Origin of the sequence: Moorena sp. SIO4E2 (genome assembly GCF_010671945.1) — a bacterium.
In the GTDB taxonomy this organism is placed as follows: domain Bacteria; phylum Cyanobacteriota; class Cyanobacteriia; order Cyanobacteriales; family Coleofasciculaceae; genus Moorena; species Moorena producens.
Genome location: NZ_JAAHIE010000200.1, coordinates 1 through 12008, shown reverse-complemented (window position 1 = coordinate 12008; position 12008 = coordinate 1). Strand labels below are relative to the sequence as shown.

Below are 12008 nucleotides of genomic sequence, written 5' to 3'. Positions count from 1 at the left end.
TCTATTTTTAAGGCTTTTTGAAGTATTGTTTTTTGCTCTTGTGTCAGATAATTTTTTGCTGGCATATTTCCTATTATTGGGTTATTTATTAATTTTTATTATACCAATTTAAATGCCGAACAGCTTATTTTAAAAATAAGTAATAGATATAAGAGAGTGAAGAAAGATAATTAAATTAAAAAAGTATTGATAAAATTGCCAACTATTTTAGCCTAAAAGTCCTAAGGTATGTTTTGTTTTTTTTAGGCAGGGTTGATTGGAAAAACGTTCAATTGGCTAGACTTCAGTCTATTAATCATTGGTCATTGGTCATTGTTAACCAGCTTTTATCCTGTTTTAAATGATGTTATTGACAGTTCTAATTCGTGGTTTTTAGAAGCGCTTAATCTTCCCAAAGCAGCAAGGGCATGATTGCCCAGTCACGAAGTCAGGTCAGCTTGAACGCGATCGCGTGGCCGAAAGGCCAAGCTTGATGGTTGAACGCGATCGCGTGGCCGAAAGGCCAAGGTTGAAGCTTGAAGGTTGAAGGTTGAACCCGATCGCGTGGCCGAAAGGCCAAGCTTGATGGTTGAACGCGATCGCGTGGCCGAAAGGCCAAGGTCGATGGTTTGATAGTTTGAAGGTTTGATGGTTGAAGATTAGAGGCTTAAGAACTGAAAGCCGGATGTATAACTGGCCACCTGTAACGTTAAACCTGTCAAATATAAACTTTAAAGTTAAATATGCACATTATAACGTTAAACCTGTAACTTGTAACGTTAAACCTGTAACCTGTAACTTTCAACCTGTAACTTTCAACCTGTAACTTTCAACCTGTAACCTTCAACCTGTAACCTTGGCCTTTCGGCCACGCGATCGCGTTCAACCTGTAACCTGTAACTTTCAACCTGTAACCTGTAACCTGTAACCTGTAATCTGTGACCATTCAACTGATCAGGTGATATATGCTAAAAAAAGCCATCGTATTAGTATCTATCGTACTGCTTGCCTTCGGTACAGTTGTAGCAATTGATAGCTTCGAGGGATATAAAGATAGGATAACCATTGCGATCGCAGCTCCGTTAAGCAATGCTAGTGAATCAGCACAACGCTCAGGCAGAGCAATGGTAGACGGTGCTGAACTTTACATTAACCAAGTTAACAAGGCTGGCGGTGTTAAGGGCAAAAAGTTGAAGCTAGAGGTTTATGATGACCAAGGCAATCCGGATGTGGCACGCCAGGTTGCTCAGAAGATTGCTCAATCAAATGCGATCGCAGTGATTGGTCATTACAGTAGTGGCGTATCTACGGCTGCTGGCGAAGTTTATCAAGACCATAAGATTCCTGCGGTGACCGGCTCAGCTACTGCTGATGCGGTCACCCAATCGAACACTTGGTATTTTCGCACCATTTTTTCTAACAGTGCTCAGGGTACTTTTATCGCCAATTATATCCAAAAGATTCTGGGATCTTCCAAGATTAGCCTAGTTTACAGCCCCAGCACTTATGGCTTGACCTTAGGGAAGACTGTTGAAGAGACGTTTCGGGAGTTAGGGGGAGAAGTAGTAAGTAAGTGGGTATTAGGGGATGATATAGACCAAGCCATAGAAACGATTTATCAAGATTTATTGGCTTTAAACAATAGCGGGAAAGACCCAGGAGTGATTGTGATGACAGCGAATCGCAATCAAGTGGCTGGATTAATTGCAAAAATGAGGAGTTCTGGGATGAATTTCCCCATTTTTGGCGGTGACTCCTTAGCCGAAATATCCCTGGGGCAACGGTTTGAAGACTCCCCAGAGGAGATGGATGAACCAGGCTTCTTTACCAATGGAATTTATGCCATTGCTCCGATTATTTTTGACATTTCTGATGATGGGGGTCAACAGTTCAGAAACGAATTTGAAAAGAAGTACAAACAAGCGCCGGGATGGGTGGCGACTTGCTATTATGATGCGGCAAAAGCCATTGTTGAGGCAATTAAGCGCTCTGATCTTACCTGGGACGATTTACCCAAAAACCGTTTGATGCTCAAAGAGAGCTTAGCAACTATTAATAGCCAGGAAACGGCGTTCAAGGGGGCAACCAGAAATATTTATTTTGACTATTACGGCAATGCAGTAGCACCAGTTTTTGTGGGTATTTTTGATAGAAGAAATTTTATTTCAGCGTTTAGCCAGCTGCAAATAATACCGGACTTACGGGCTGTTGCTAATCTGCAAGAACAGCTCGACAGTGGTGAAATTGTAAAGGTTGGTAATAACTATATGGTAAAAACCCATATCGTTTACACCGGGATGGATATCAATGAGATTAGTCACATAGATGAAAAAACGTCCTCCTATTTGGTGGATTTTTACATTTGGTTTAGGTACCAAGGCGATATTACTGCAGACCAAATCGAGTTCACAAATTATGGCATTGAGCGGCTAGATTCAGGAGAAAAATTGACCTTAAAGGAACCGATAGATACAGATTTAAACGATGATATAAATTATAAAGTATACCGGGTTAAAGGCGATTTTCATGAAAAGTTTGATTTTCATGATTACCCGTTTGACCATCAGACTCTATCAGCGAGATTTCGACATATTAACCTAACTCGGGACAAGCTAATTTATGTAGTGGACTTCGTGGGAATGCGAGATACCACTACAGAAGAAGTTCTCAAAAATTGGGAGAGAGCTAAAGTGTTTGAGAAGATTACCGATTGGAGTGTTGAGAATGCTACCTTTTTCCAGGATACGGTGATTAACGATTCCACTTTGGGCAATCGACGATTTATCGACACAGATTCAGATATCGAATATTCCCGATTCAATGTGGTTATTAAAATCAAGCGGGATTTAGTCAGTTTCAGTATCAAGAATCTATTGCCTCTACTGTTTTTTGTGGTGGTGGGATACCTGTTCATGTTTCTCCCTTTCGATCACATGTCCGTAGAAGCAGTAAGTGGCTTGCTACTAGCGATTGTATTTTACCATTTGAGCTTGATAGAAGGACTACCGGAGGGGGTTGGCTATGTAGTGGCTCTCGACTATGCCTTTTTTATCGTTTACGTACTCAATGGCTTACAGTTGTTGATGGTGGTGATTGGGAATAGTGAGGGGTTTCAGTCTGGTAAAATCAAGATTAGCAAATTAATGGAGTTTGGAAGAGTGGCGTTTCCAGTAATTTTGGTAGTTTACACGTCTCTTCTGTGCTGGCGGTATTTGTAGCAATTTGTTAATTGTTAATTGTGATTTGAAATTTAACATTTGCCTTTTACCTTTTGGAGGTAGCTATGGTGAGCTGTTGTAGGGCATCAGAAATTTCTACAGGTAGTGGGGTGGGCTGATGAAGTTGTCGCGTTGAGGTGGCAAGACTGGCAACAGAAGCAGCTGTGCGTTTTTGTATCACGTCTAAGGATTCTGGCAGCTTGAGTCGTTGACCTTGTTTGATGACTTGTTCCAGCAGAGGTTGCTCATGATCTTGGCAGGATTCACTCATCAATCCTAGCCGGTCTTTGATAACTGTATCTTGGTGAAATTGGCGATAGATTTGCTTGCGCCCTGGATAGGTGATTTTGCTACTGGACTGTTTCATGGTGGGAATGCCATCAATTTCTACTAATTTGTAGACTCCATTGACTGGGTTTCCAGTGACTAGCCGAGTTCCGAGTCCATAACCGTCGATACAAGCACCAGCCTGTTTGAGTCTGGCTATTTCATACTCGTCTAAATCCCCACTGGCAAAAATTGAGACATTGGGTAAATGCGATCGCACTTTTTGGGACAAGGTGACTAAATCCCCAGAATCCAAACGTACTCCAGTCACTTGGATTTCCCCAGCTGCGATTCGTTGAGCCAGACTCTTAGCGGCTGCTACAGTATCGTAGGTATCTATTAATAAGGGAGCATTGGGAAAATAGCGATAAAAGGCCGTAAAGGCATCCTGCTCACTTCCAGATACTGCTGTGATCGCCATCACCAAAGCATGAGCCATGGTTCCTTGAGGCTGACATCCTAATTTCAGGGCTGCTAATACATTAGATGTGCCATCCAATCCAGCTGCTATAGCTGCTCGTGCTGCCCACAGGGATGCCTGAGGACTAAAGGCCCGTCGAGTGCCAAACTCTAGTAAGGTAGCCTCGGCCCCCGCCACATCTCTTAGCCGTGCTGCCTTAGTGGCAATCAAGGTCTGATAGTTAATTGTATTGAGTAGGTAAGTTTCTACTATCTGTGCTTGCCACAGAGGAGCATCCACCCGCAAAAACGGTTCATTAGCAAATATTGCTGTTCCCTCGGGCACTGCCCAGACATCACCGGTGAAGCTTGCTTCTGCTAAGAGTGACCAAAACTGTTCCGGTGCTCCCTGAAAAATGCCTGTCTCTTTTAATGCGTCCAGTGCCTGGGGACTAAAGCGAAACTGTTCCAGGTAGTCCAGTACCTGAGCGAGTCCCATAGCAATCAAGTAACCAAAGCCATTAGGTAAACGTCGCGCAAATAGTTCAAAGGAAGCTGGTTTTTGGGCTAAGCCTTCACCGCTATAACAGGCTGTCATGGTCAGCTGATACAGGTCAGTTAATAAGCTATAGTCCTCAGCTGTAGGTATTAATTCCTGGTCTTTAGGGTTCATAATAGTACTGTTTAAGGAGTAATGTTTAACATAAGGTAAAGGAACTTTAAATAGGTACAGATTTTTTAACAATCCTCTCAAAATTACCAAACAAATCTTAGTGATTAGTCAAGCTTGAGAAAAGTATTGCAAATATTACCAAACAAATATTACTAATCCTGGCACTGAATCGATAATCCTCGATAAGATAAAGTACACCAGACAGAAACGTCTTTCAGTCTGTACTCACAGTTAAGACTCAATAATTTGAGAACAGCAATTTGATGACAGCATGGCAGTACTCACGAACCACCAGAAAAGGGAAAGGTTCGCGCTAATTATAGCCACTGCTGTTTTCAACTCTAACTCAACTAATTCAGGAGAGCAATTTTATGGCTTTTTACAAACTATTGGAAAGCAGTATTCAATATCTTTCTGAAGCAGTAGCTAGGATTTTTGGTCCTAATGATGACATTTATCCTGCTATTGGTGTTCAACCCTTTAGCGGTGACCCCTTTGAGCAGAAAGAGGCATCTTGGTAAATTCGATTTTAGCTATAATATGAACCCTGGGTTATAGCGGTTCTTGCTGGAATACAAAACACCCTTAGGGGCGCACGCCGTGCGCCCTTAAGGGTGTTGTGGGGTTGCCTATTGGTGGGATGATTTAAGCTGGAAGCGAACACTGTGATGCAGTAGCTTGGCCGTAGCGCATTAGCTGATAGCTGATAGCTGACGGCTGAATGCTTACCTCATAACTCCCTACTCCCTACTCCCATTAACTCAGCGGTTGCCAATTTTCTAGTGGTTTACCTTGACAAAATGTAAGCATTCAGCTATCAGCTATCAGCGATCAGCTATCAGCGATCAGCTATCAGCTATCAGCTATCAGCCATTGGCCACGCTACGGAAATGGCCAGGCTACTGTTCGCGCAGCACCTCAAGTAGCGCAATCGGTGCTTTTAGGTGCGACCCGTGGCGAATTTAATAATTAGATGCGGAAAGCGCACCTTTGAATAAAATAAGCTGACCACTGACCGCTGACCACTGATGGCTGACGGCTAACGGCTGACGGCTGACCACTGACCGCTGAATGCTTACGACAAAATTGCTTTCACTTTTGCTTTAAACATTTCAAACTCTTCTGGTGTTGGTTGAACTTGCTGCCAACTTTCCCGTTCCTGTAAAGCTGTTTGCCAATTTTGCACTGAGGGATAGTCTGCTAAAGAAACGCCGATCTTGCTGAGAAAATATACTGACAAACCGGCGACAATATCGGCTAACGTAAATTGCCCTTCTACAAAGTAGTTTTTATCGCCCAATTTTTCGCTATAAAATTTCATCACTGTGGCAACTTGTTTTTGAGCTTGTTCTAATTTTTTTGCTTCTACTTCAATCTCCAAGTTATGGCGCATAAAGGTTACGATAGCAGGAGCAAGCTCATTGACATTGACCAGTTGTATCATCCTCACTGTAGCAATAGCTTGGGGGTCAGTAGGCATCAGAGCAGGAGTTGGATATTTAGCTTCTAAATAATCTAAGATGGCTAAGGATTCTATCACTTTAAATCCATCATCGATTAGGACTGGGATGTGATGAAAGGGATTGATTTCAATAAATTCTGGCGTAAATTGATCTCCATCTAATTTTATTTCAACAGGCTCAAAGTCAATCTGTTTTTCTAATAAAGCAATCCATACCCGTCGGGCATTGTTGGACATAGGATTATTGTAAAACTGTAACATTGACTCAACTCTCCCTTACTATCAACGTTTGATTGATTCTTAGTTTAATATCTACTTTCAAGCACAAGCTCATAACTTGAGCTATTTCAAGAACCCTTCAACCCAAGCTGAGGATTTGACTTAAAAAGAACCCTAGTGCTGCACTACCGATAGGAACTGTGAGATTATCAATCCCGAACTTGGAGAAGGCTTCTAATAGTGTGGCAAAAAATGCGATCGCAATTGACATCAACCAGGTTTCCCAGACATTACCTTGAACAGCGAAAAGGATCAGGCTACTGACGACATAGCTAGTGACAGCCATGGTTCCAGACCCTTCCCAGCTTTTTTGCATCCCCCAAGCCTGATAGGGATGTTGGCCAAATTTCTGACCAATCAGTCCTGCCAATCCATCCCCCCATGCCATCACTAAAATACCAATAGCGGCATACTGGAATTGTTGTAAGGGCCAAAACCAGGCAATCACGACACCAATACTGACAGCATAGAAGAAAGTGCCTAGGCTTTTGCGCCCAACGCTGTTAATACCAGGCAAAATAGGAATGTAATAGGACAAAAGAGCGATCGCACCAGCGATAACTGATGCCAAGATACCTACCCAGGCAGGTATTTGTAGCCACCAAGCCACTAAAATAACGTTACCGGTGCCAATGTGAACAATTTTACGGGTAATTTCTGAATCCCTGGCGGTGCGCTGATGTAGTGTTTCCGCCAGCAGCACAATCGCACCGAGACCGACAGCAATCAGTGCAATTTGCAGCCATAGGGTTGGGATTGATTCTATCCAGGTTACAGAATTAAACAAGGATCTGATGGCAGCATACTTTAAGACCTATTTATTACTGTATTAGATGGGGTGACCATTACATGAAACTTTTACTGATTTGGCTAATTCGAGGCTATCGAGCTTTTATTTCGCCCCTATTTCCTCCAGTCTGTCGCTTTCGCCCAACCTGTTCCCAGTATGCTATCCAAGCGATTGAGCGGTTTGGTGTCTGTCGGGGTGGTTGGCTAGGAATTCGGCGTATTCTACGGTGTCATCCTCTCTATCCAGGGGGTTATGATCCCGTGCCTGACGTTTATCCTAATGGTAATAGGGATAAATCTAGAAGTGTTGAACTTCGGAACAGGGAACAGGAAACAGGGAACAGGGAACAGGGAACAGGGAACAGGGAATAATTAGTGGCTCTTGTGGTTTGAGTATGGTAAAAAAGTAGTTAAATCATGCAAGAGGCAAAAGGCAAGAGGCAAAAGGCAAAAGGCAAAAGTTGGTTTTAGGTTGAGTTTTTTAGGTGTTAAAAATGTGACCGTTAAAAGACTTTAAATATTTTCTAATTTTGCCAAAAGATATGCTTCGCGCTGATCAACGCTTTTTGATAACTCCAAAAATGCCCAAAAGAAAAACTATAGCGGTTCTCATAGTAATGAGAGTAATGAGGTAAACAGAATTTTTACCACTTCCGACTTCCCTACTCCCTACTCCCTACTCCCTACTCCCTACTCCCTACTCCCTACTCCCTACTCCCGACTCCCTCGCAACCAACTGCTAGTAATTACCTCAAGCAATTGAGAACTGCAACTATGAAACCTTATCAGCAAATCCCAATTGTAGAGTGTGGAGAACCCCTCATCCCCATTCCCTTAGCACAATTTGCCGCTCGTAACCCTCACCCCTACCAAAAACTGGGGGCACCTTATGGTAAGGCTTCCCCTTATTATCTGCGCGAGAGTGTGATAGAAGCACTCTTTGTGGCTCAAAGCCAACTCCAACAGCAGCATCCAGGTTGGCGCATCCAGATTTTTGATGGCTATCGACCGGTGGAAGTCCAACAATTCATGGTTGACCATACTTTTGCCCAAGTAGCTCAGGCACAACAACTCAACCCAAGCATCCTATCGGAACAACAACAGCAAGCGATTTGGGAACAAGTCTATCAATTTTGGGCAGTACCCAGCTCTAACCCCATGACTCCACCCCCTCACAGTACAGGTGCTGCCTTAGATATTACCCTGGTGGATGCCACCGGTGAAACCATTGATATGGGCTCTGAGATTGATGAAGTCTCACCACGCTCCCATCCCGATTATTACGCCAATCAGCAAGACTTGCCTTATCACTACAATCGACAGCTGTTAAAAAATTTAATGTACTCGGCTGGGTTCCGGTGTCATCCTAGAGAGTGGTGGCATTTTTGCCTCGGAGACCAAATGTGGGCTTGGCTGCGCAATCAAGAAGATTCAACCAATACCTTGATGGCACGATATGGTGGTGTTGAGTGCGGAGCCTGTTGAGTCCTGAGACTGAGTCGGAGAGTGGGTCAGTCCTAAGTGGGGAGCGTGCTAAATGGGGAGCGTGGTGATAGCTCAGTTGCTGCTAAGATGGTTTAGCAGTGGCATTGTAGTGGAATTATTAATCAAGTAGCTCAAAGAATGCTACAAATAGACCATTTTTTATTGCCCCTCTTGCCTGTCTTGGCCCTCCTGCTATCTCTCCCTGGCATTAAAGCAAAATGGTATCAGATATCCTATAAAAACAATTAAAAAATAACGATTACTTAAGGTTATATAAGATTTATGATGGCACCTAAGCAAGTATACGTCCTTTTATTTAATGCCCGGACAGAAAACGAGGGAATTCACACTATCCAAATTGGCGATAAGCAAACGGTATTGATGTTTGAAAAAGAAGACGATGCTACCCGCTTTGCTTTATTGCTCGAAGCTCAGGATTTCCCAACACCCACCGTGGAAGCTATCGATCTAGAAGAGATTGAGGAGTTTTGCCAATCGGCTGGTTATGAGTCGGAGTTGGTTAGTGAAGGAATGTTGGCCATGCCACCGGAAACAAATCTAGAAAAGACGGATTGGCAACCTGACCTCAAGAAAACCGAAGAACCTGACCTCAAGAAAACCGAAGAATCAGAAATATCAGATCTAGACCGCATTCGCCGTCAGTTGGAAAATTTATTGTAAGCTGATAAAAATTTGAGGAATACATTTGAACCGTCCACCTTCAGCCGTCAACCAAACAACCAAACAACCTATCCTTCACCGAACGCCAAAGGCGAACAACCAAACAACTAAACAACCTATCCTTCACCGAACGCCAAAGGCAAATAACCTTGGCCAAAAGGCCACCCTAGGCAAACAAACTACCCTAAGGGAACGCCAAAGGCGAACAACCTTGCCCAAAAGGCCACGCTAAGCGAACAACCTTAAACCCTTAAACCAAATAACCTTCAACCAAATAACCTTCAACCTTCAACCTTCAACCAATGACTAAATAATATAATGCAAAATTTAGAACAACGGGGACATCTACTGACCGAACAGATTAATCCCAATAGTCAGAACCTTGACCAGCTGACATCCCTAGAGTTAGTCGATCTATTTAATCAAGAGGATACCAAAACCCTAGATGCGATCGCAGCAGCTCGTAGCGAGCTAGCTCAAGCCATTGACTGCACTGCAAAGGCATTGCGTCAAGGAGGATGCCTCTTCTACGTGGGAGCTGGTACCAGTGGACGCTTGGGAGTCCTCGATGCTGCCGAATGTCCCCCCACCTTTTGTACACCCCCAGACCTAGTCCAAGGGATCATTGCTGGAGGAGCAGGGGCGTTGGTGCGGAGTTCTGAAGATTTGGAAGACCGACAGGAAGATGGTGCAAAAGCGATCGCCCATCGCCGGGTACATGACCTAGATGTGGTGGTAGGCATTACCGCAGGTGGGACCACACCCTTTGTCCACGGCGCACTCCAAGAGGCACGAGGGCGGGGCGCAACCACGATTGCGATCGCTTGTGTCCCCCCTGAACAGGTCAGTATTGATGCTGATATTGATATTCGGCTGCTAGTTGGTCCGGAAGTCCTAGCTGGCTCTACTCGCCTCAAAGCCGGTACTGTCACTAAAATGGCCTTGAACATCCTTTCTACAGGAGCGATGGTAAAGCTTGGCAAAGTCTACGGCAATCGCATGGTAGATGTGGCAGTGACCAACAAGAAACTTCATGACCGAGCCCTGCGCATCCTCAAAGACCTGACCAACCTCAGCCGAGAAGACTGCGCTCACTTACTAGAGCGCAGTGGCAGGCAGGTAAAACTAGCGCTACTAATGTACTGGACAGGATTAGACCAGCTAGAGGGAGCCAGCTTCCTAGAGCAAAACCAAAGTGATCTCAGGGCCGCTCTCCAAAGTTGGAAACAAACTAGTACTCCATCAAAATTGAATTGATAATGTTTAACGGATCAGAGACTACTGTCACTTTGGTGATCATACTCGTAGCCCTCGGTGTTCTAGGTTGGGGCTATAACCGCGCTCGTTCTTACGGCAAGCTAGGAATTTTAGCCTGGTTGCAGTCAGTAGTCTTGACACTGCCCTGGCTATTATTCTTTGGCTTAGTCAGCATGGGAATTTACCTGAATATCGTTGGGATCCTATTTCTGCTAGTCGCTTCCACCGGCCTATACATCTACTTGGGCAGGCTCTTACGTGCAGCAGGTCAAGATGAAGTTTGGCGGGAGCGTGCCACCAAACTGTTCGAGGAGCAACAACAAAGCAAGGATGCCCAAAAGTCTGAGGAGCAAGATACTGCAGCTTACAAAAATTTAACTGCCGTATCCGAGGGTCCGAATACCACCAGGATCGGAGTAGCTACAATTCCTGATGAAGACCTACAACTTATTAAAGGGATTTTTGGGATTGATACGTTCTTTGCTACGGAAACTATAAAATATCAGGAAGGGGCAATTTTTACAGGCAATCTGCGGGGAAACGATGCCGAATTGGTACATTCTCGTTTGTCAGCTAATCTAGAGGAAAAATTAAGCGATCGCTATCGGCTATTTTTAGTCGATAATCCAGAAGGGAAACCAGTTGTCATTATTTTGCCCAGTAGCAATGACCCGCGAACCACTACAGTTGCGCAAAAAATATTAGCCCTTGTCCTCGTAATTGCGACATTTTTCACCACTTTAGAAGTATCTGGGTTACTGCTTGACTTTGATTTATTCAGTGAACCTGAACGGTTTCGGGAAGCCTTACCGATTACCATCGGAATTTGGATAGTTCTGATTACCCATGAACTCGGTCACTGGTGGCAAGCCAAAGCTCACGACATTCGCCTCAGCCTACCCTTTTTCCTTCCCAGCCTGCAAATCGGCTCATTTGGTGCTATGGTTCGCTTCGAATCCCTATTACCCAATCGAAAAGTATTATTTGATATTTCTCTAGCCGGACCAGCCGTAGGTGGTGTAGTGTCTCTACTGATGCTGATGGCGGGATTAGTCCTTTCTCATCAAGGCAGTGCCTTTCAGGTGCCAGCGGAATTCTTCCAAGGGTCAATTTTAGTTGGAGGGCTGGCAAAGTTAGTGCTTGGTAGTGCTCTCCAAGAGTCTTTAGTGGATGTTCACCCTCTGACCATTGTAGGTTGGCTAGGTTTAACCATAACAGCCTTGAACCTAATGCCAGCAGGACAACTAGATGGTGGGCGAATTGTCCAAGCTATCTACGGACGCAAAACTGCTCGACTTGCTACCATTGCCACCTTAGTAATTTTGGGGATTCTGGCCTTAATCAATCCAGCCAATCCCATAATTTTGTACTGGGGAATCTTGATTTTGTTCTTGCAGCGGGGTTTGGAGCGTCCTAGCCTCAATGAAATTACCGAACTCGATGATACTCGAGCATTGTG

At 44.2% G+C, this 12008-nt stretch carries 13 protein-coding genes; 9 read left to right on the top strand and 4 right to left on the bottom strand.

Annotation, left to right across the window (positions count from 1 at the left end; translation table 11 throughout):
- Positions 1 to 427 precede the first annotated feature (427 nt).
- Positions 428 to 598 carry a hypothetical protein gene (locus F6K37_RS20035; RefSeq protein ID WP_154659666.1) on the bottom strand — a complete coding sequence of 57 codons (171 nt, stop codon included), beginning with the start codon at positions 596 to 598 and terminating at the stop codon, positions 428 to 430.
- A gap of 346 nt (positions 599 to 944) precedes the next feature.
- On the opposite strand from F6K37_RS20035, the gene F6K37_RS20030 reads away from it, so the two are divergent.
- Positions 945 to 3197, top strand: a complete 2253-nt coding sequence (locus F6K37_RS20030) for an ABC transporter substrate-binding protein (protein WP_287251706.1) — start codon at positions 945 to 947, stop codon at positions 3195 to 3197.
- A 46-nt stretch (positions 3198 to 3243) separates the two neighbouring features.
- Here the strand turns inward: F6K37_RS20030 and F6K37_RS20025 are convergent, their stop codons facing one another.
- Positions 3244 to 4596 carry a nicotinate phosphoribosyltransferase gene (locus F6K37_RS20025; protein WP_008179360.1) on the bottom strand — a complete coding sequence of 451 codons (1353 nt, stop codon included), beginning with the start codon at positions 4594 to 4596 and terminating at the stop codon, positions 3244 to 3246.
- Between the two features lie 371 nt (positions 4597 to 4967).
- Here F6K37_RS20025 and F6K37_RS20020 point away from each other — a divergent pair, with 371 nt between their 5' ends.
- Both F6K37_RS20020 and F6K37_RS20015 read left to right on the top strand, forming a co-directional pair.
- Positions 4968 to 5117, top strand: a complete 150-nt coding sequence (locus tag F6K37_RS20020; protein WP_008179358.1) for a hypothetical protein — start codon at positions 4968 to 4970, stop codon at positions 5115 to 5117.
- Between the two features lie 271 nt (positions 5118 to 5388).
- Complete coding sequence (locus tag F6K37_RS20015; protein ID WP_287251703.1) at positions 5389 to 5562, top strand: hypothetical protein; 174 nt, start codon at positions 5389 to 5391, stop codon at positions 5560 to 5562.
- A 109-nt stretch (positions 5563 to 5671) separates the two neighbouring features.
- Here the strand turns inward: F6K37_RS20015 and F6K37_RS20010 are convergent, their stop codons facing one another.
- Positions 5672 to 6319 (bottom strand): glutathione S-transferase family protein, encoded by a 648-nt coding sequence (locus F6K37_RS20010; RefSeq protein ID WP_008179356.1) that lies wholly within the window; start codon positions 6317 to 6319, stop codon positions 5672 to 5674.
- A 97-nt stretch (positions 6320 to 6416) separates the two neighbouring features.
- A complete protein-coding gene (locus F6K37_RS20005) occupies positions 6417 to 7124 on the bottom strand; it encodes a diacylglycerol/polyprenol kinase family protein (RefSeq protein ID WP_008179354.1) in 708 nt (235 codons plus the stop codon).
- Positions 7125 to 7186: 62 nt separating this feature from the next.
- Here F6K37_RS20005 and yidD point away from each other — a divergent pair, with 62 nt between their 5' ends.
- The 6 genes from yidD to F6K37_RS19975 form a co-directional block, all read left to right on the top strand.
- Positions 7187 to 7498: a membrane protein insertion efficiency factor YidD gene (yidD, locus tag F6K37_RS20000; protein ID WP_008179352.1), complete on the top strand. Its 312-nt coding sequence runs from the start codon at positions 7187 to 7189 to the stop codon at positions 7496 to 7498.
- Positions 7499 to 7900: 402 nt separating this feature from the next.
- Complete coding sequence (locus F6K37_RS19995; RefSeq protein WP_008179350.1) at positions 7901 to 8611, top strand: M15 family metallopeptidase; 711 nt, start codon at positions 7901 to 7903, stop codon at positions 8609 to 8611.
- Between the two features lie 282 nt (positions 8612 to 8893).
- On the top strand, positions 8894 to 9292 hold the full coding sequence (locus F6K37_RS19990; protein ID WP_044492183.1) for a DUF3110 domain-containing protein: 399 nt from the start codon (positions 8894 to 8896) through the stop codon (positions 9290 to 9292).
- A gap of 25 nt (positions 9293 to 9317) precedes the next feature.
- Positions 9318 to 9524: a hypothetical protein gene (locus F6K37_RS19985; protein ID WP_131826930.1), complete on the top strand. Its 207-nt coding sequence runs from the start codon at positions 9318 to 9320 to the stop codon at positions 9522 to 9524.
- 86 nt (positions 9525 to 9610) lie between these two features.
- On the top strand, positions 9611 to 10549 hold the full coding sequence (gene murQ, locus F6K37_RS19980; RefSeq protein ID WP_008179345.1) for an N-acetylmuramic acid 6-phosphate etherase: 939 nt from the start codon (positions 9611 to 9613) through the stop codon (positions 10547 to 10549).
- A 2-nt stretch (positions 10550 to 10551) separates the two neighbouring features.
- Positions 10552 to 12008: site-2 protease family protein (locus F6K37_RS19975; RefSeq protein WP_287251702.1), on the top strand; the 1457-nt coding region annotated here is incomplete at its 3' end.

Coding starts and splice junctions, on each gene's coding strand:
- F6K37_RS20030 (WP_287251706.1), top strand. CDS start 945: ATGCTAAAAAAAGCCATCGTATTAGTATCTATCGTACTGCTTGCCTTC.
- F6K37_RS20025 (WP_008179360.1), bottom strand. CDS start 4,596: ATGAACCCTAAAGACCAGGAATTAATACCTACAGCTGAGGACTATAGC.
- F6K37_RS20020 (WP_008179358.1), top strand. CDS start 4,968: ATGGCTTTTTACAAACTATTGGAAAGCAGTATTCAATATCTTTCTGAA.
- F6K37_RS20010 (WP_008179356.1), bottom strand. CDS start 6,319: ATGTTACAGTTTTACAATAATCCTATGTCCAACAATGCCCGACGGGTA.
- yidD (WP_008179352.1), top strand. CDS start 7,187: ATGAAACTTTTACTGATTTGGCTAATTCGAGGCTATCGAGCTTTTATT.
- F6K37_RS19995 (WP_008179350.1), top strand. CDS start 7,901: ATGAAACCTTATCAGCAAATCCCAATTGTAGAGTGTGGAGAACCCCTC.
- F6K37_RS19990 (WP_044492183.1), top strand. CDS start 8,894: ATGATGGCACCTAAGCAAGTATACGTCCTTTTATTTAATGCCCGGACA.
- murQ (WP_008179345.1), top strand. CDS start 9,611: ATGCAAAATTTAGAACAACGGGGACATCTACTGACCGAACAGATTAAT.